This is a genomic window from Chryseobacterium indologenes, from assembly GCF_002025665.1.
GTDB classification, from domain to species: Bacteria; Bacteroidota; Bacteroidia; order Flavobacteriales; family Weeksellaceae; genus Chryseobacterium; species Chryseobacterium metallicongregator.
This window is the reverse complement of sequence record NZ_CP018786.1, coordinates 4,888,830-4,908,299: the sequence shown is the minus strand read 5'-3', so window position 1 is coordinate 4,908,299 and position 19,470 is coordinate 4,888,830. Positions and strand designations below refer to the sequence as shown.

The window sequence follows — 19,470 nt, the reverse complement described above, 5'->3', positions numbered from 1 at the left end:
AAAAATTAATAATATGATCAAGAAATTAATCGTAATGGGATTGCTGTGCTCTTTTTCAGCATCATTCTATGCACAAAAGACATTCAATATTAACCTGTCTTCTAAAAAAGATACAGAGGTAAGCCCTATTGTAAAAGAAAAAGTAGAAGAATATGCCGCAAAGATCAATACCATCATTCAGGAAGAAAAAAAGCTGATGGAAGATGAACTGGTCGTTTTGCAGGCCAGAAATCTTGATAAAGCAGATTTCGACAGAGAAAAAGCTCAGATTGCAGACCGTTATTCTGAGAAAATGGATAAAAGAATTGAGGAACTTGGATTTGATCTGGATGACGTTATTCAAAAGCAGGTAAGATATTCCCTTTTGAATACCGATGTTACCTCTAAAGAAGAGCTTAAAGAAAAATTATTGAAAAAATTCCGTCCCAGCAGAAGCTTTACTGGATATTTCTCTTATGGAATTATGACGTTGACAAACAGTGCTCAAGATAATGTCCTTGATAAAAACATAGGATATGCCAATAACCTGGAGTTTGGTCTTAAACTGAACTATCAGCTTAGCAGAACAAGTCCGTGGGCAGTAATTTCCGGATTAGGATTTTCCTGGAGAACAGTAAGAGCAGATAATAATATGCTGTTTACAAGAAGTGCAGATCAGGGAGTCGCTTTGGCGCAGTACAACGGAAACCTTGATAAAAGCAAACTGAGAACCGGATATATTATGGTTCCCCTTGGGATGCAGTATAACTTCTCAAAACTTAAAAATGCCGGAATGGATATCCAGTACAGAAGTTATTATACAGGCTTTAAAATTGGAGCCAATGTGTATGGAGGGGTAAAAATGTCTACCAACAATATTGTAAAAGGAAATGATGGTGAAAACAGAGACCGCGGAAACTATCAGGTGAATCCTTTTGTCTATGGAGCGCAGATCACGTTCTCATACAACAGTTTCAGCGTGTTTGTTAAAAAAGATTTCAGCAATTTCTTTAAAGACAGTTATTTCAAAAATGATAAAGCACTGATATTTGGCTTGGCTATTGGATTAGATTAAATATATTTTGACAGTAAAATGAAAAACTCCGGGAACTATTCCCGGAGTTTTTGCGTTGTATCAGTTATAGAATCATTATTTTAAACTTCCTACCATATCTTCGGGTTTTACCCATTCGTCAAACTGTTCAGCAGTTAACAAACCAAGATTAATGGCCTCTTCTTTTAATGTTGTCCCGTTTTTATGGGCTGTTTTTGCAATCTTAGCTGCATTTTCATATCCGATATGAGTATTTAAAGCCGTTACCAACATTAAAGATTTGTCTACAAGCTCTTTAATTCTCTCATGATTCGGTTCAATGCCTACCGCACAATGATCGTTGAAGGAAATACATGCATCAGCAATCAGTTGGGCAGACTGTAAGAAATTGTAAGCCATTACCGGTTTGAAAACATTCAGCTCGTAATTCCCCTGAGTTCCGGCAAATGATATGGTCGTATCGTTTCCTAAAACCTGTGCACAAACCATGGTCATCGCTTCATTCTGAGTAGGATTTACTTTCCCCGGCATAATAGAAGATCCCGGCTCATTTTCAGGAATATGAATTTCCCCGATTCCGGAACGTGGACCAGAGGCCAGTAATCTTACATCCTGAGCAATTTTATATAAAGAAACGGCAAGTTGCTTTAAAGCTCCGTGAGATTCTACAATCGCATCATGCGCAGCAAGGGCTTCAAATTTATTTTCTGCAGTAATGAAAGGATGATTGGTAAATTGAGCGATATATTCCGCTACCTTTACATCATAACCGTTAGGTGTATTTAATCCTGTACCTACAGCAGTTCCTCCTAATGCAAGCTCAGAAAGGTGAGGTAATGTGTTTTTTAAAGCTCTCAATCCGAATTCCAATTGAGCCACATATCCTGAAAATTCCTGTCCGAGAGTAAGCGGAGTGGCATCCATCAAATGGGTTCTCCCGATTTTTACAACATCTTTGAAAGCTTTTGACTTTTCAGCCAATGTATTTTTTAGTTTTTCTACAGCCGGAATGGTTACTTCTACTACTTTCGTATAGGCAGCAATGTGCATCGCAGTAGGATAGGTATCATTGGAAGATTGGGATTTATTCACATCATCATTCGGGTGAATTTCAGATTTTTCGCCTAATGTTCCTCCGTTATTAACATGAGCTCTGTTGGAAACAACTTCATTGACATTCATGTTCGACTGAGTTCCGGAACCTGTCTGCCAGATTACCAGAGGAAACTGATCGTTAAGTTTTCCTTCCAGTATTTCATCACATACCTTAGCAATCATATCTCTTTTTTCTGCGGAAAGCACTCCCAGATCAGTGTTGGTATAAGCTGCAGCCTTTTTCAGATAAGCAAAAGCTTCGATAATTTCATGTGGCATTGAGCCTTCAGGTCCTATTTTAAAATTGTTTCTGGAACGTTCCGTCTGTGCGCCCCAAAGTTTATCTGCAGGGACCTGCACTTCTCCCATGGTGTCTTTTTCAATTCTGTAATTCATAGTGGTTGAAATTTGTATGATCTTTTTATTTTAAGCCATAAAAATTGTAAACATTATTTATGTTTAATGAAAAAAATAATATTTTGGCTTTGTTTATTTAGCTTCTATAAAGGTACTTATAAACTCAGAAACCTCCAATTTATAATCATTATAAATATCAATATAAATGACTGATTTTACTCATATTTTTTTAAAGGAGGCGTACTTTTGTACAAACAAAAATTGAATGGATTTTAGATATCAGGATCCGTATCCTATTCAGAAAGATGATACGGTGTACAAGAAGCTTACATCAGACTATGTAAAGGTTGAAAAACTAGGAGAGAGAGAAATTTTAACAGTTGACCCGAAAGGATTGGAACTGTTAGCTGAAGAAGCGATGGCAGATGTTTCTTTCATGCTTCGTTCTTCGCACTTAGAAAGCCTTAGAAGAATTATTGATGATCCTGAAGCTACAGATAACGATAGATTTGTTGCTTACAACCTTTTACAAAATGCTGCAGTAGCTGTAGAGGGAGCTCTTCCTTCGTGCCAGGATACTGGAACAGCTATCGTAATGGGAAAGAAAGGAGAAAATGTGTACACGGGAGTGGATGATGGAGAATACCTGAGCAAGGGGATCTTCAATACATATCAGAAAAGAAACCTAAGATATTCTCAGGTGGTTCCTTTGACGATGTTTGATGAGAAGAATTCCGGGTCTAACCTTCCTGCACAGATAGATATCTATGCTAAAAAAGGAGATTATTACGAATTCTTATTCTTGACAAAAGGAGGAGGTTCTGCGAATAAAACATTCTTATATCAGAAAACAAAATCTTTATTGAACGAAAAATCTCTTGAAGAATTTGTTAAAGAAAGAATTTCAGATCTTGGAACAGCGGCTTGTCCTCCTTACCACTTAGCATTGGTAATCGGAGGTACTTCAGCAGAAGCCAACCTTGCAGCAGTGAAAAAAGCATCTGCAAAATATTACGATAATCTTCCGACAGAAGGAAATGAGGCCGGACAGGCATTCAGAGACCTTGAATGGGAAGCTAAAGTTCAGAAAATCTGTCAGGAAAGTGCAATTGGAGCGCAATTTGGAGGGAAATACCTTACCCACGACGTAAGAGTAATCAGACTTCCAAGACACGCTGCATCTTGTCCGGTAGGAATGGGAGTTTCTTGTTCTGCAGACAGAAATATCAAAGGAAAAATTACGAAAGAAGGAATCTTCCTTGAGCAATTAGAGCAGGATCCGAAAAGGTTCTTACCAGATACTCCTCCACATTTAGAAGAAGCTGTTGAGGTTAACTTGAACAAGCCAATGCCGGAAATTCTTGCCGAGCTTTCCAAATATCCGATCAAAACCAGATTAAAACTGAACGGAACATTAATCGTAGCAAGAGATATTGCTCACGCAAAAATCAAAGAAATTATCGACAGCGGGAAACCAATGCCGGAATATTTCAAAAACCATCCAATCTATTACGCAGGGCCAGCAAAAACTCCGGAAGGAATGGCTTCAGGAAGTTTCGGACCTACTACTGCCGGAAGAATGGATGTTTACGTAGACGAGTTCCAGAGCCATGGTGGAAGTATGATCATGCTTGCAAAAGGAAACAGAAGTAAAGATGTTACCAATGCATGTCATAAATACGGAGGTTTCTATCTTGGATCAATCGGTGGGCCGGCTGCTATTCTTGCGAAAGACAATATTGTGTCTGTAGATGTAGTAGACTTCCCGGAATTAGGAATGGAAGCGGTAAGAAAAATTGAAGTAAAAGACTTCCCTGCATTCATCATTTCCGATGATAAAGGCAATGATTTCTTCGCAAATCTGGCCCACTAATTAGTTTAAAATTAAAATAAATAAGAAAATAGAACGCTGATCTTTTGTGTAAAAAGGAAAAAAGTTCTATTTTTGCCTAAAATCTTTAAGAGAATGATAACGATATTATCAGCATTTTGGCCGTTCTACCAGTTCCTTTGGACTATATTCTTCATTACTATGTTCTTAGTAGGATTCTGGTGTATTTTTATGTTCTTCGGATTAGTAATCCCAATGTGGCTAACTGAAGGTTTGAAAGAGTATTTCGGAAAAGTAAAGCCTTTCGATCCTGAAGATATCAGAAGAAAGCTTGTTTCTGAGCAGGAAGGTGTAGAAGTTATCTATAGCGAGCCTAAAGGAAACGGACCTTTCCTTCACGATCACGGACATCATCATTAATTGATTGTCATTGCTTTTTCACCTGAATTCTGAAAAAGTAATATCAAAGCAAAACAACATATATAAACCGCTTAAGCAATTAAGCGGTTTTTCTATTTATTATTCCTCAGACTTTCAGGAGCTACCCCAAATTTCTTTTTGAAAGCGCGTGTAAAGTTCTGGAGGTACTCATAGCCACATTCAATAGCAATCTCTTTGATCATAATTTCTTTATTAGTGATCAGTTTCTTTGCTTTCAGCATTCTGAGCTCCGAGATATAATGAGCAATCGTTGTATGGTACTGGGTTTTAAATTCCTTTCTGATGATATTCTGGTTCAGACCAAAATATTTTCCTATTTCTTCCGCTTTTATATTCCTGTGATAATTTTCATCAATGAATTTCCTGATCATTTCAGGAGTCTTTGGAGTATCCTCGAGAATGTTTTTCTCATTAAATTGCTCAAAGATCAGGATAAGAAGTTTGATAATCTTTGCTTCTATAAATAACTTCTGCATGATTCCTTTCTTATTATAATCCAGAATCTCTTTTACGATCATATGCATTTCAACCGTCATATCCGGAGGCGTTTCTTTATGAAGGAATATAAAATTATTATGGATCATATTTTCCAGAATCTCAGCATTCTCACGATTAAGTTCCGGATTGATGAGGTTAAAAATATATTGGTAATTAATCTGAATCTGGAGATACCTCAGAATTTCCTGATTTTCTGTCCATAGTTCAGCAACACTTTCTTTAGGAGAATAATGAAGTATATATTGATTTTTTTTAAATAAAAATTGAGTTCCACAATCATGACCTTCTAAATTGACTCCATCACTTAACAAAAAAAGGAGATTAAAACTCGACTTTCCTTCCAACATATGAGACTTGAAGGATTGATCAGGACACAGGTCTTCCTGCATGATGATTTTGATGTCCTCGGATATGAACAAATGTCCACTTTTTGATTGACTCCTCATACAACACATTTTTACAGCCATGGTACAACTTCTTAAGGTAAAAGACCTTCACAGGATAACCAAAAGTTCGAAAATGATAACTCGGGGTTAATTATGTGAGGTACTTTTGCGCAAAATTAAATTAAATTTAGAATAATTAAAAATAATATTTCATATGTTTAAAGATTTACATTTTGCAATTCAGAAAATCAGAACGGGATTAGTACTGCTAACCGTTGCTGGAAGCTATATGTATGCCCAGCAATGGGAAAATGTTGGAGGCATTCAGGATGTATCTGCAGGAGGAAGCAGTTTTAATAATCTTGTTATTGATAACTCAGGAAACTATTATCTGTCATATTATGATGTTTCAGTAGCTAAAGGTTCTGTTCAGAAATTTAACGGAAACTCGTGGTCTTACTTAGGGGGAGCACCCGGAGTTACTACAGGAACTGCCACTTACAACTCATTGTCTATAAGTCCAAACGGAAACAGTATTTATTATACCAATCAGCTTGGTTATCCAGGTTCCGGGATGGAAGTCCGTTTATTTACAGGCTCTTTATGGTCTCAGCTTCCTAATGCTACAGACAGCTCGGTCAATTATCAGGCTTCTGCAGTATCCTCAGATAATATTATATTCACTTATGGATCTTACGGTTCCGGAACTGTAAAAAAATATTCCGGAGGTGCATGGGAACAGGTAGGAAATGCAGGCTTTTCAGGAGGTGCTGAATTTGCTGAAATGGTCATAGGAACCAATAATATGGTGTATACCTGTAATGTTTCCGGAGGGATAAAAGTATATCAGAACAGTACGGATGCAAGTTCAGCACAAAACTGGAGTTTGGTAGGAGGAGCAGCAGCTGATGCTTCTTCGTCAGGGGAACAGTACAATGCTGATATTGCTTTAGATGGAGCGAATAGAATCTATGTAGCGTATGTATCCAACTCTGGCGGAGGAAAAAAAGTGAATGTCAAGAAATTTGACGGAAACTCCTGGGTGCAGGTTGGAAATGCCAATTTCTCAGAGGGAAGGGTACAACATGTTGCGTTAGCCGTAACAGAATCCGGAAAACCTTATGTAGTAGCCAGCCGTTTTGAAAATGATAATTTCCTGAGAAATACGGTTTATAAATTAGATGATTCGCAAAACTGGGTTCCATTTGGAGGAGATTTTGTTTCAGATGGAGAAGCAAAATACAATGATTTAGCGATAGATAAGGCACAGAATTATTTGGTGCTGGCTTATTCCGACAATACAACAAAGGTGAAAAGAATTTCTCTGAACCTTAATCCGCAAACATGCAGCAATACAGATCCTGGAGCAAATGTAGGTGATATTGGTTGTGTAAGTTTTATGTATCGCGGGCAGCAGGTTGCTTATACTACGGTAAGAGGAGCAGACGGAAAAATCTGGCTTCAGCAAAACCTTGGAAGTACGCAGGTGGCTTCATCAGTGGCAGATGCCAATTCATATGGAGATCTTTTCCAATGGGGAAGATGGGATGACGGACATCAGCTTAGAAATTCTCAGATCGTACAGGCACCATCCCCTAACACTCCGGAGGGAACAAGTACCACCGTGGGAGGTTATGTTGCAGGATCTCCGGCATGGTGGGCAAATTTTGCAAGTGGAGATACATGGAATGGGACATCACTTGCAGATGTAAATGCTTCTGTAGGTATAGATCCTTGTAAAGCAATAGGTGCAGACTGGAAAATGCCTTCTCAGGCAGACTGGACAACTTTAATAGGAGCAGAAAGTATTTCTAACCCTACAGCTGCTTATAACAGTCATCTTAAATTACCTGCAGGAGGTTATAGAAGCTCCAGTGATGGGAACTTTACTTTTGTAGGGCAAAGAGGGTATTTCTGGAGCTCTGATACATCAAGTTTAGGAGGCAAATATCTGTATATCGGATCCACAATTGCCAATCCATCTGCTGGTGCTATGAGAGGGCAGGGAGCTTCAGTAAGATGCATCAAGCCTACCTCTTCTTTGAGTACTTCAGAAACCAAACTGAATCAATCGGTAATTGGAGTGTATCCTAACCCTACAAAAGGAATTCTTATGGTTAAAGCTGATTCAGGAATTGAAAAAGTAAATGTTGTGAACGCAGTAGGACAAAGAATGAATGTACAGTTCTCGGATAATCAGATCAACATGACTGAACTTCCTTCAGGATTGTATATTGTAGAATTAAAATTAAAGAATGGACAATCCATTTCTAAAAAGATTATAAAAAATTAAGCGAAATTCAATACCAAAGATTTTTTGCCAAAAGGAATTAGTTCATTACAATTACTTTTATTGGAAGGCTCATGAAATTTCATGAGTCTTTTTTTTGTTTTTCCCGAAAAATGGAAATATTTAGCAAAAACTGGCTCAAAATAAAGGTTATGAATAAAAAATAACACTATATTCGATAAAAAATAAGACATGAGAAAATTTTATTCCGTTGTTTTTCTGCTGATTACAATGCACGTTTTTGGGCAGATTAATTATACGATTTCTCCCAATCCATTCAATGAAACAGATGCTATTACGCTTACGGTTCCCGGCGATCAGATAGACGAATCTGCATGGGGAGTTTCCAATAATGCCATTTATATGTGGACCTGGTCGTTTGACACTAATTATCAGAACAGCCAGGATTGTCCTACCAATGGCAGCTGGAATAATTCCAATGATTTGAATAAGTTGGTTTATAATGCTGCAACAGACAGCTATTCAATTACTTTTACTCCAACAACATTCTTCGGAAGAACAGGAATCGGAAGGTTCGGATTTTTGTTAAAAGATAAAACAGGTTCCCATCAGACTTCTCCCGATATTTTTGTAAATGTAGGCACATTAAGTTTAAATCTTACCAATCCGTTAGCGAACAGCCTCACTTCGGTTCCGGTAGGGAATTCCATTACTATTACGGCTACAACCAATTCCAATGCAACATTTCAGTTAAAAGCAAACGGAATTGTTGTCAATTCAACAACCACTCCTTCACAGTCTTATTCCTACAGTTATACAGTTACTCAAGATACCAGCATGGAGCTTGTAGCGACTCAGGGAACCAATTCTAAAACAGCAACATTTATCTTACAGGTTCCGAGAAATGTAGTTTCTGAAGCAATACCAAACTGGATCAGACAGGGAATCAATTATCACCCGACAGATCCAACCAAAGTAGGATTGGCACTATATGCTCCGGGGAAAAGTTTTGTGCATGTTATCGGAAGTTTCAATAACTGGGCAGTGAATGACTCCTATTTAATGAAAAAAGATACCACAAATCCTGATCTCTACTGGATTGAACTCAACGGAATTACTCCTCAGCAGCTGAATACTTTCCAATACAGAACCAATGATTTGAGAAAAGTAGCAGATCCATATTCTCCACAAATTTTATCTTCTTATGATGACCTGTGGATTTCAGCTTCCACTTATCCGAATTTACCAGCATTTCCAGCAGGACAAGAGTTTGAAGTTTCAACATTCAAAACAGGTCAAACGGCTTATAACTGGCAGGTTGCCAATTTTCAAAGACCCGCAAAACAAGATCTGGTGGTCTATGAATTACTATTGAGAGATTTTACACAGGAAAAAAACTGGCAGTCACTGATCGACAAAATTTCTTATTTGAAAAACTTAAAAATCAATGCTATAGAATTGCTTCCCATCATGGAGTTTGATGGAAATCTTTCATGGGGATATAATACTTCTTTCCATTATGCATTAGACAAAGCTTATGGAACTCCGGAAAAATTCAAAGAATTTGTAGATCTATGCCACCAGAACGGAATTGCAGTCATTCTGGATGTAGCGTTTAATCATGCTACAGGACGTTCTCCTTTGGTAAGGCTGTGGAATATAGATCCGGATGGTGACAGCTATGGAAATGTTGCTCCAGACAACCCTTACTTCAACCAGGTTCCGAAACATTCATACAATGTATTCAACGATTTTAACCATACAAGTCCTTCAACGCAATATTACGTTGAAAGATGCCTTCAACAATGGTTGACAGAATATCGCATAGACGGTTTCCGTTGGGATTTAACCAAAGGATTTACTCAAAACTGTTCTGAAAATGACGAAGCCTGCACCAATTCCTATCAGCAAGACAGAGTAGATATCATGAAACACTATGCCGACAGACAATGGGCTATTGATCCGAATTCTTACATGATCTTCGAACATCTTGGAACCGATGCCGAAGAACAGCAATGGGCCAACTACAGAATTGCAGAAGGTAAAGGGGTTATGCTTTGGAATAAACAGACAGACCCTTACAATCAGAATACAATGGGGTATCAGGAAAACAGCAACTACGACCGTATGAATCACAGTCTTCACGGCTTCACCAATATGAGTGCTGTAGGCTATGGAGAAAGCCATGACGAAGAAAGACTGATGTTTAAAAACCTTGCATATGGAGCAATCAACGGAAGTTATAATGTGAAAGATCTGAATACCGCTCTTGAAAGAATGAAAACTTTCGGGGCAACCTTCTTTACCATTCCTGGTCCGAAAATGATCTGGCAATTTGGAGAACTAGGATATGAATTCAGTATCAACAGATGTGCGAATGGTACTATAGACAATGGATGCAGAACTGATGAGAAACCTGTTGCATTTACATTAGGATATGATACCAATGCGAACAGAAAAGCAGTATATGATACTTGGGCTAAAATCATCAACATCAGAAATATCCATCAGGTTTTTAAATCTAAAACCTACAGTATAGAATCCAATAACCTTACGAACGATCCTACCGGCCTGATCACAAGAATTTATGTATATGATGCAGCTATTACAACAGGAATAAAGAATGTGGTTGTATTAGCCAATTACACGACTTCAGCACAGAATGTCGTCCCTTATTTCCCTTACACAGGTCAATGGCAGAATCTGATGGATGATAGTATTTCGAATGTGGCTTCTACAACAACTCCGATCACTTTACAACCGGGAGAATTCAGGATCTTTGGAAATTATGCTGGTGCTTTATCAACCGAAGATACCAATGCAGCCAACAAATTATCCCTTCAGATTGCAGATAATCCGGTTCGAAACGGAATCGCTCAACTCGTTTTCAGTAAAGCAAAAAACGGAGAGATCCTGATTTTTGATATGACGGGTAAAAAATTGGATTCATTCAAACTGGATAAAGAGAATGGAAATTATAATATGAAGGTTAATTATCCGGCGGGAACTTATCTGTTACAGTTGAAATCAGATACAGGAATAGCCATTCAAAAGATGATGATTAAATAAAATAACTTATGAAGTTGTTGATTTTTAATATATTGAGCCATTAAGAGCTATTTAAGAAATAAAGTATTGTTAAGATGAATCATTCTGATTTTTAAGCTCAAAGCGGAGCTGATCTTAATACTCTTATCACCTTAATATCATCTTAATGTTTCAAAAATAAAACTTTAAACAATTTCTATAAAATAATGAAAGGCAGATTTGCAGTACAGCAGATCTGCTTTTTTGTACATTTAAAAAAATAGTCTACTTTTGCAGTAGATTTATCAAGAAAGGTGGAGGGATTTGGCCCGGTGAAACCTTAGCAACCTACACGTTTCCAGAAGTGTAAAGGTGCTAATTCCAACCCTTTGGGGGAGATAAGTGAAGTCAATACTCTATATGAATTCCATTTCTTGAAGTCTTGTGTATCTGCGGAAAGATCCGTCAGATTCGTATTATTAATTGGCAAGAACAAAATGAAAAAATTAAGCACAGCTGTATTATTGCTTGGAGCAATTCTGGTCGCTGCTCAGGAAAGTGAGGAAAAAGGAAAACAGATCGAAGATATTATCATCGTTGGAAACCGTAACGTCAAAAGAACAAAACTGGAGACGCCGGTTCCTGTAGATGTAATTAATATCGATAAAATCCAGAGAAGCACTCCGCAAATGACGGCTCAGGATCTCCTGAACTACGTGATTCCATCGTTCAATGCAGTGAGGCAGTCTGCTTCTGATGGGACAGAACATATTGACCCTGTTACTTTGAGAGGTATGGGACCCGATCAGGTTCTGGTTTTGCTTAACGGAAAAAGAAGACATTCCACATCATTAGTCAATTATCAGAATACGGTAGGAAATGGCTCTGTAGGAACAGATTTGAGTACCATTCCCGTAATTGCAATTGATAGAATAGAAGTATTAAGAGATGGAGCTGCTGCACAATATGGTTCTGATGCCATTGCAGGAGTTATCAATATAATTCTTAAGAAAAATACCGGAGCTTCAGCAAGTCTTACCTATGGGTTAACCGGAAGAAATGATGGTGATACTTACCAGGCAGGAGTTAATTATGGAGCCTCATTAGGAAAGAAAGAAGGCTATATTAATCTTTCATTACAGCTAAGTCGCAGAGGAAAAACCACAAGAACGCAAAATCATGACCTGGATATTTTCGGAGATAATTTTGCCTATGAATTTGCTGGGGACGCAGAAGCCATAAAAGCTGCCAGAGCCGCAGATGATGCAGAAATTGCAAAAAGAGGATTAACACGTGACGATTTTAATTTTCAGATCGGAGATGCCCAGATCAGACAGGGACAGCTGTTTTTCAATTCAGAATATCCTTTTAACGATAACTTTAAACTGTATTCTTTTGGCGGTTTCAGCATCAAAGAAGGAAATGGCTTTGGTTTCAGAAGACTTCCGAGCGAAAAATCTAATGTAGTTTCGTCCATTTACCCGAACGGATTTCAGGCAACTCTGGCCTCCCAGGTATACGATGTTTCTTATGCTGTAGGAGCAAAATATAATGTCAATGACTGGTTTTTTGATCTTAGTAATACCTTTGGAAGCAATACCTTCAATTATAATGTAAACAATACGAATAACGCTTCTTTGGGAGCAAAATCTCCAACCCGTTTTTATGCCGGAGCGCATAGCTTTCTTCAAAATACCATTAATCTTGATATTTCCAAAAATATAAACCGTTTCAATATCGCATTTGGAGGAGAATTCAGATTTGAACAATACCAGATCAAGGCAGGTGATGAAGCTTCCTATACCCAATATGACATCAATGGAAACGTAGCCACTGAAGGATCAACAGTGCTTGGTGCGGGAGGATCTCAATCCTTTATCGGGTTTTCTCCAAATAATGCATTGAAGAAAGACAGACATTCCACCGCAGTGTATGCAGATGTTTCCTATGATTTAGATAAAAAATTGAATATTGATGCAGCAGCAAGATTTGAAAATTATTCAGACTTCGGAAATACACTGAATGGAAAACTTGCTGTACGATATGAATTTGTAAAGAATTATGCGGTAAGAGCAGCAGTGGGAACAGGATTCAGAGCACCATCATTGCAACAGCAGTATTTTAATAACTCTTATGCTGATATTTCTACTTCAGGCGAGAAGATTGTTACAAAGGGAATCTTTAGCAATGATAGCAAAGCCGCTGAAATTCTTGGATTTGATAAACTAAAACAGGAAACCTCTGTTAATGCAAGTGCAGGATTTACTTTAAGGCCTTTAAACAATTTGACAATCACCATAGATGGATACTGGATTAAAGTAAAAGACAGAATTGTGATCACCAGCAATATTACTGATGAAAGATTAGATCAGTTTAAGGTAGAAAGCGGAAGATTTTTTGCGAATGCTATTGATACCGAAACAAAAGGAGTTGATGTTGTAGTAACCTATGACTGGATTCTTGGCAATGGAAAATTAAATATCAATCTTGCCGGAAACTATACGGAAACCAAAATTACAGATTTCCACTTTCCGGAAAATTTAGGAACTCCGCAGAACCAGTTTTTTGGTCCGGATCAGATCAACATCATTGAAACTCTTTCTCCCAAAACAAAAGCTTCATTAGGATTAAATTATGGAATCGGGAAGTTCAATTTTCTCGTAAGAAATACCTATTTTGGTAAAGTAATAAGAGATGGCTATCCGTTTGGAGACGTGCAGGAGTTCTCACCAAAGGTCGTTACCGACATCAGTGTTGGATATGATATTACAAAAAGTATCAACTTTACAATAGGAGCCAACAATGTATTTGATGTCTTCCCGGATCGCCAGATTTATAGAAATTCATATTATGGAGTATTCAAATATGCACCGGTTCAGATGGGAACACTGGGGAATTATTTCTTCGGAAGGCTTAATTTTAATTTTTAATCAGTAAATGAGTACTACCTCACATCAGATTGGCTGGAAAACAGCAGCAGCCATCGTAGTTTCCAATATGATCGGAACAGGGATTTTTACAACCCTGGGATTTCAGTTATCCGATATTACCAATACCTACAGTATTTTCCTGCTATGGAGTATAGGAGGGGTTCTCGCTTTGTTCGGGGCTTTCTGTTATGCAGAATTGGGGTCACATTTTAAAGGAAACGGAGGAGATTTTATTTATCTCACAGAAACCTATCATCCGATATTTGGATACTTGATAAGCTGGATTTCACTCATTATTGGATTTTCTTCTCCGGTTGCGCTGGCTGCATTGGCCATGTCAAAATACCTTTCTGTATTTGATTATTCTTTTGGAAATGGCTTTGCGATTGCAGCTATTTTCCTGGTGGCGATTGCATTATCGTTCAGCCTGAAAACATCCAGCAGATTTCATAACTTTTTTACATTCATTAAGATAGCCTTTATTATTGTACTGGTTATTCTTGGGGTAGGAATTTCAGATTCACCACAGATAGGCAACAGTCTCAATTTCAGTGACAGCTGGCAGAATGAGATCATGCTTCCTGCATTTGCTACCTCTCTGGTATTTGTAACTTATTCCTACACAGGCTGGAATTCAGCTTCCTATATCGCAGGAGAAATAAAAGATGTTCAGAAAAACCTTCCCAAATCACTCATCATCGGAACCGTTTTCGTGACGGTAAGCTATATTCTGGTAAATTATATTATGCTGAAACACGCTCCTGTAAGTCAGTTGGCAGGAAAAGAAGATGTAATGGGAGAAGCTGCAGTAAATATGCTGGGACCGGCTTTTGGAAAAATCGTTAATGTTTTTATCGCCCTGCAGCTTATTGCAACAATTAGTGGTTATCTGTGGGTAGGATCAAGATTAACGCAGGCTTTTGCAAAACATACACATATTTGGAAGCCATTATCTGTGGGTAATGAAAAAGGAATTCCGGTAAGAGCTATTTTCGCTCATGCTGTCATTGCAGCTGTTATTATTTTGACAGGAAGTTTTAAAGAAATTTTTGTCTATACAGCCTTTATTTTGCAGCTTTTTGCAAGTCTGGCTATTTCTACCGTATTCTTCCTTAAGAAAAAAGACAGGAAAATCTTTAAGTCGAATGCGTTCCACATTTTTCCGGCAGTTTTTTTACTGTTCAGCTTTTATATTCTCTATTTTACATTCATTCATAATCCTAAAGAAAGCTTGATAGGATTGGGAATTATCGCCGTAGGAATTATTTTATATGTGATAGACAGAAGGCTTTCTAAAGGAGCTCAGACTAAATCTTAATGATGCAGAAAGGGGAATATACAGAATGGTAAATCTGTCTTTTTGTGGTTTTGCATCCTTTATCCCTAATGCTCAAAAATTTATGATGATTCGGAATTTTAATTTTGAATTAATAATCCTTATCTTTGCACCCACAAAATTTCTACAATGTCTAAATCATTAATTCCAAAATTAGAAGCTATAAAACAAAGATATAATGAGGTTGCAGACCTTATTATACAGCCTGATGTCATTTCAGACCAAAAAAGATATTCTTCTTTGAACAAAGAATATAGTGATTTGGGAAAAATTGTAAGAGTTTACGATCAGTACAAAGGCGCTTTGGATAGTATTGCAGAATCTGAAGAAATCATTGCAGATGGTTCAGACAGAGACCTGGTAGATCTGGCTAAAGAAGAAAAACTGGAAGCTCAGGCTAAAATTCCTGGTCTTGAAGAAGAACTGAAAGTATTACTGATCCCTAAAGATCCTGCAGATGACAAAAACGTTATCGTGGAATTACGTGCAGGTACAGGTGGTGATGAGGCTGCTATCTTTGTGGAAGATGTGTACAGAATGTATACCATGTATTTCAAAACAAAAGGATGGAGACATGAAGTGACAGATTCTAACGAAGCTGCAAAAGGATACAAAGAATTGATCATGAAAGTGGAAGGAGAAGGTGTTTACGGAATCATGAAGTTCGAATCCGGAGTTCACCGTGTACAACGTGTACCTGAAACAGAATCTCAGGGAAGAGTACACACATCTGCCATTACAATTGCTGTTCTTCCGGAAGCTGAAGAAGTTGATTTCGAACTGAATCCTGCAGATATTGAAATGCAGACTTCCCGTTCAGGAGGTGCAGGTGGTCAGAACGTAAACAAGGTTGAAACTAAAGTTCAGCTTACCCACAAACCTTCAGGACTTGTTGTAGTTTGTCAACAGGCTCGTTCTCAGCTTGCTAACCGTGAGCTGGCAATGGAAATGCTAAGAACAAAACTATACGATATTGAATTACAGAAAGTACAGGGAGATATCGCTGCACAACGTAAATCTATGGTATCTACAGGAGACCGTTCTGCAAAAATTAAAACATACAACTATCCACAAGGTAGAGTTACAGACCACAGAATCAATAAGTCTATGTACAACCTTGATGCTTATATGAATGGTGATATTTCTGAAATGATTGACGCTGTAATCATGGCAGAAAATGCAGAGAAGATGAAAGGGGAAGAAGAGAATTATTAAAATTAAAATAAATAAAAACAAAGCCTCTGACTGTTCAGGGGCTTTGTTTTTCCCAATAACAAAACAAAATATCAACTATGAAAAACTACAAAATTATTTTCCTGCTGTTGCTTACCATAATGGGGCAGCAACTGATGGCACAAACAGAAGTAAAGAAACCTAAAGAAGCTTTTGAACTCTTCTTTGGTACTTTTGTGAATAATGATGACGCAGCATTGAATAAACTCAATGATTATTTAAAACCTACAGTAGACGGACAGACTGCTTATCAGGTGGATTTTAAGGAAACGTCACAGGAAATGATCAATGGCAGTGTAGAGAATTTTCTTGCCGCTTTTCCTAAAGCTACCGCAGCAGCATGCAAAAAAGAAGCTGAAGATTATTTCAAAGCTATGTTTGGAAACTTTAAAACGGGAAAACTTACCGTTAAAGACGTAAAAGTAGTGCCGAATGAGCATGTGGAAGGACAAAAAATTGCTGAAATAAGTTATTCTGTAAGTTTTCTTGTTCCATCAAAACTGACTTCCGGACCAAAAGGAGATCTGAACAAAATAAAAACGGAAGACCTTAAAAAATATTTAATTCAGGCAGTTCAGGATTTTAAAAATGCCAATAAGATTGTAACAACAGATCAAAACTTTAGTTTATACGAACTTAAAGAAGGAGATAAAATATACTATTGGAATGGAAGCCCTGATGAAATTGTTTCCAACCTTACCGACTTCTATTTTGAAAGCTTCGGAGCCAATGAATAGGCGGAAAATACAATCATACAGAATAAAAAAGTCCCAATATAACGGGACTTTTTTTATTTCACATACTTTGCGTATTTTTGAGAAAAACCGATCAGTATGAATTTTAAACCTATATTGTTAACCGCTGGAGTATTATTTTCAGCATCTTTTTACTCTCAGAAAATGATTTATCCTAAAGCATTAAAAGGAAGCCAGACAGATACCTATTTCGGAAACGCTGTTTCTGATCCTTTCAGAGATCTGGAAAACGATTCTGAACCTACAAAAAAATGGGTAGATGAAGAAGTAGCTTACAGCCAGAATTATCTTTCAAAAATTCCGTTCAGGGATAAAATCAAAAGCCAGCTGAAAGATATCTGGAATTATGAGAAAATTTCAGCACCTTTCAAAGAAGGAGATTATACCTATTATTATAAAAATGATGGTCTGCAGGCACAATCTGTTTTGTACAGAACCAACAATAAGACCAATGCTACAGAAGTATTTTTAGATCCTAATAAATTTTCAGAAAAAGGAACGACTTCTCTTTCCAATCTTTCATTCAATAAAAAAGGAAACCTTGCAGCTTACTCTATTTCTGAAGGAGGAAGCGACTGGAACAAGATCATCATCATTGATGCTGTTACCAAAAAACAGATTGATGAAACTTTACTGGATGTAAAATTCAGCGGAATTTCATGGCAGGGAGATGAAGGATTTTATTATTCAAGCTACGACAAACCAAAAGAAGGAACAGTACTTTCCGGAATGACGGATAAGCACAAAGTATATTTTCACAAACTGGGAACAAAACAATCTCAGGATAAATTGATTTTCGGAGGAGATAAAACCCCAAGGAGATATCTTAGTGCCGGAGTTTCTGAAGATCAGAGATACCTTATTATTTCTGCTGCTAATGCTACCAATGGTAATGAATTGTATATAAAAGACCTTAAAAAAGGAGGAGACTTTGTGCAAATTATGAGCGGATTTGATATCAATGCCAGCATCGTAGATACACAAGGTGATGATCTGTTCATTTTTACAGATAAAGATGCTCCGAATATGCGTCTTGTAAAAACTACCATTGCTAATCCGGATCCTGCAACATGGAAAGACGTGATTCCACAAACTGAAAACGTATTGGGAATTTCTTCCGGTGGAGGATATTTCTTTGCAACCTATATGATTGATGCCATAGATCAGGTAAAACAGTTTGATAAAACCGGAAAACTGGTTAGAGAAATTACTCTTCCGGGGAAAGGAAATATCTCTGGATTCGGAGGAAAAGAAAAAGAAAAAGATGTTTACTTCTCTTTCAGCAACTATATTACACCGGGCACTACATATAAATTTAATGTAGATTCTGGAAAATCTGAAGTCTATCAAAAACCTAAAGTGAAGTTTAATCCGGATGATTATGTTTCGGAACAGGTTTTCTATACTTCAAAAGACGGGACAAAAGTTCCTATGATGATCAACTATAAGAAAGGAACAAAGCTGGACGGTAAAAATCCTACTATTCTTTACTCTTATGGAGGCTTCAACATCAGCCTTCAGCCGTCATTCTCTGTAGTCAATGCGATCTGGATGGAAAATGGTGGTATTTACGCTGTTCCAAACATCCGTGGAGGAGGAGAATATGGTAAGAAATGGCATGATGCAGGAACAAAACAGCAAAAGAAAAATGTTTTTGAAGACTTTATCGCTGCCGGAGAATACCTTCAAAGTAAAGGCTATACTTCAAAAGAATACATGGCACTGTCAGGAAGATCAAATGGCGGATTATTAGTAGGAGCAACAATGACCATGAGGCCGGATCTTGCGAGAGTAGCCTTCCCTGGAGTTGGAGTTTTGGATATGTTGAGGTATAATAAATTTACTGCCGGAGCAGGATGGTCTTACGACTATGGGACTGCCGAGGACAGCAAAGAAATGTTCGAATATCTGAAATCCTATTCTCCTGTACATAATGTAAAAGCAGGAACTTGCTATCCATCCACAATGATCATTACCAGTGATCATGATGACAGAGTGGTTCCGGCACATTCATTCAAATTTGGAGCAGAGCTTCAGGAAAAACAAGCATGCAAAAATCCTATTCTTTTAAGAATTGAGAAGAATGCAGGTCACGGAGCAGGAAGATCAACAGATCAGGTGATCAGTGAAAATGCAGATCTTATATCATTTGCTTTATTTGAGATGGGAATAAAGAAATAATTTAAATTTATACCAATAAGAAAGGTCGGACATTTGCCCGGCCTTTTTCTTTTACTAAAACTTAGAAAAACAGAACGTTAACAGAAGTTTCATGTTTCGCTCAAAAAAATTAACTT

Annotated in this window: 12 protein-coding genes and 1 riboswitch; of the genes, 10 read left to right on the top strand and 2 right to left on the bottom strand. The window is 37.5% G+C overall.

What is annotated here, in order from left to right; translation table 11 throughout:
* Nucleotides 1-13 precede the first annotated feature (13 nt).
* The gene (locus tag BUE84_RS22145) at nucleotides 14-1,054 is read left to right on the top strand and encodes a porin family protein (RefSeq protein WP_079243527.1); all 1,041 of its coding nucleotides are present in this window, start codon (nucleotides 14-16) and stop codon (nucleotides 1,052-1,054) included.
* A gap of 75 nt (nucleotides 1,055-1,129) precedes the next feature.
* On the opposite strand, the gene fumC is transcribed toward BUE84_RS22145, so the two are convergent.
* Nucleotides 1,130-2,524 carry a class II fumarate hydratase gene (gene fumC, locus BUE84_RS22140; RefSeq protein ID WP_079243526.1) on the bottom strand — a complete coding sequence of 465 codons (1,395 nt, stop codon included), beginning with the start codon at nucleotides 2,522-2,524 and terminating at the stop codon, nucleotides 1,130-1,132.
* Between the two features lie 226 nt (nucleotides 2,525-2,750).
* Here fumC and BUE84_RS22135 point away from each other — a divergent pair, with 226 nt between their 5' ends.
* Together BUE84_RS22135 and BUE84_RS22130 are read left to right on the top strand one after the other, a co-directional pair.
* Entirely contained in the window at nucleotides 2,751-4,358 is a 1,608-nt protein-coding gene (locus tag BUE84_RS22135) for a fumarate hydratase (RefSeq protein ID WP_079243525.1), read from the top strand.
* Between the two features lie 93 nt (nucleotides 4,359-4,451).
* Nucleotides 4,452-4,736, top strand: coding sequence for a hypothetical protein (locus tag BUE84_RS22130; RefSeq protein ID WP_172625768.1), 285 nt, complete (start codon nucleotides 4,452-4,454; stop codon nucleotides 4,734-4,736).
* A gap of 92 nt (nucleotides 4,737-4,828) precedes the next feature.
* Here BUE84_RS22130 and BUE84_RS22125 read toward each other — a convergent pair whose 3' ends face one another.
* Complete coding sequence (locus tag BUE84_RS22125; RefSeq protein ID WP_158521391.1) at nucleotides 4,829-5,701, bottom strand: helix-turn-helix domain-containing protein; 873 nt, start codon at nucleotides 5,699-5,701, stop codon at nucleotides 4,829-4,831.
* A gap of 154 nt (nucleotides 5,702-5,855) precedes the next feature.
* On the opposite strand from BUE84_RS22125, the gene BUE84_RS22120 reads away from it, so the two are divergent.
* The 7 genes from BUE84_RS22120 (at nucleotide 5,856) to BUE84_RS22085 (ending at nucleotide 19,354) form a co-directional block, all read left to right on the top strand.
* On the top strand, nucleotides 5,856-7,934 hold the full coding sequence (locus tag BUE84_RS22120) for a T9SS type A sorting domain-containing protein (protein WP_079243523.1): 2,079 nt from the start codon (nucleotides 5,856-5,858) through the stop codon (nucleotides 7,932-7,934).
* Between the two features lie 189 nt (nucleotides 7,935-8,123).
* A complete protein-coding gene (locus BUE84_RS22110) occupies nucleotides 8,124-10,961 on the top strand; it encodes an alpha-amylase family glycosyl hydrolase (protein WP_079243521.1) in 2,838 nt (945 codons plus the stop codon).
* 257 nt (nucleotides 10,962-11,218) lie between these two features.
* A riboswitch (SAM riboswitch) is annotated at nucleotides 11,219-11,324 on the top strand.
* A 92-nt stretch (nucleotides 11,325-11,416) separates the two neighbouring features.
* Nucleotides 11,417-13,849 (top strand): TonB-dependent receptor plug domain-containing protein, encoded by a 2,433-nt coding sequence (locus BUE84_RS22105; RefSeq protein WP_079243520.1) that lies wholly within the window; start codon nucleotides 11,417-11,419, stop codon nucleotides 13,847-13,849.
* Nucleotides 13,850-13,856: 7 nt separating this feature from the next.
* Nucleotides 13,857-15,167 carry an APC family permease gene (locus tag BUE84_RS22100; RefSeq protein ID WP_079243519.1) on the top strand — a complete coding sequence of 437 codons (1,311 nt, stop codon included), beginning with the start codon at nucleotides 13,857-13,859 and terminating at the stop codon, nucleotides 15,165-15,167.
* Nucleotides 15,168-15,314: 147 nt separating this feature from the next.
* Nucleotides 15,315-16,400 carry a peptide chain release factor 1 gene (gene prfA, locus BUE84_RS22095; protein WP_034692695.1) on the top strand — a complete coding sequence of 362 codons (1,086 nt, stop codon included), beginning with the start codon at nucleotides 15,315-15,317 and terminating at the stop codon, nucleotides 16,398-16,400.
* Nucleotides 16,401-16,477: 77 nt separating this feature from the next.
* Nucleotides 16,478-17,155, top strand: a complete 678-nt coding sequence (locus tag BUE84_RS22090) for a hypothetical protein (protein WP_079243518.1) — start codon at nucleotides 16,478-16,480, stop codon at nucleotides 17,153-17,155.
* Nucleotides 17,156-17,251: 96 nt separating this feature from the next.
* Nucleotides 17,252-19,354 carry a prolyl oligopeptidase family serine peptidase gene (locus BUE84_RS22085; RefSeq protein WP_079243517.1) on the top strand — a complete coding sequence of 701 codons (2,103 nt, stop codon included), beginning with the start codon at nucleotides 17,252-17,254 and terminating at the stop codon, nucleotides 19,352-19,354.
* Nucleotides 19,355-19,470: the final 116 nt, after the last annotated feature.

Bases quoted from the DNA above. Each gene is read 5' to 3' on its own strand.
- BUE84_RS22085 (WP_079243517.1), top strand. From the start codon at position 17,252: ATGAATTTTAAACCTATATTGTTAACCGCTGGAGTATTATTTTCAGCA.
- BUE84_RS22105 (WP_079243520.1), top strand. From the start codon at position 11,417: ATGAAAAAATTAAGCACAGCTGTATTATTGCTTGGAGCAATTCTGGTC.
- BUE84_RS22120 (WP_079243523.1), top strand. From the start codon at position 5,856: ATGTTTAAAGATTTACATTTTGCAATTCAGAAAATCAGAACGGGATTA.
- BUE84_RS22135 (WP_079243525.1), top strand. From the start codon at position 2,751: ATGGATTTTAGATATCAGGATCCGTATCCTATTCAGAAAGATGATACG.
- BUE84_RS22125 (WP_158521391.1), bottom strand. From the start codon at position 5,701: ATGAGGAGTCAATCAAAAAGTGGACATTTGTTCATATCCGAGGACATC.
- BUE84_RS22100 (WP_079243519.1), top strand. From the start codon at position 13,857: ATGAGTACTACCTCACATCAGATTGGCTGGAAAACAGCAGCAGCCATC.
- BUE84_RS22130 (WP_172625768.1), top strand. From the start codon at position 4,452: ATGATAACGATATTATCAGCATTTTGGCCGTTCTACCAGTTCCTTTGG.
- BUE84_RS22145 (WP_079243527.1), top strand. From the start codon at position 14: ATGATCAAGAAATTAATCGTAATGGGATTGCTGTGCTCTTTTTCAGCA.
- BUE84_RS22110 (WP_079243521.1), top strand. From the start codon at position 8,124: ATGAGAAAATTTTATTCCGTTGTTTTTCTGCTGATTACAATGCACGTT.
- fumC (WP_079243526.1), bottom strand. From the start codon at position 2,524: ATGAATTACAGAATTGAAAAAGACACCATGGGAGAAGTGCAGGTCCCT.
- prfA (WP_034692695.1), top strand. From the start codon at position 15,315: ATGTCTAAATCATTAATTCCAAAATTAGAAGCTATAAAACAAAGATAT.
- BUE84_RS22090 (WP_079243518.1), top strand. From the start codon at position 16,478: ATGAAAAACTACAAAATTATTTTCCTGCTGTTGCTTACCATAATGGGG.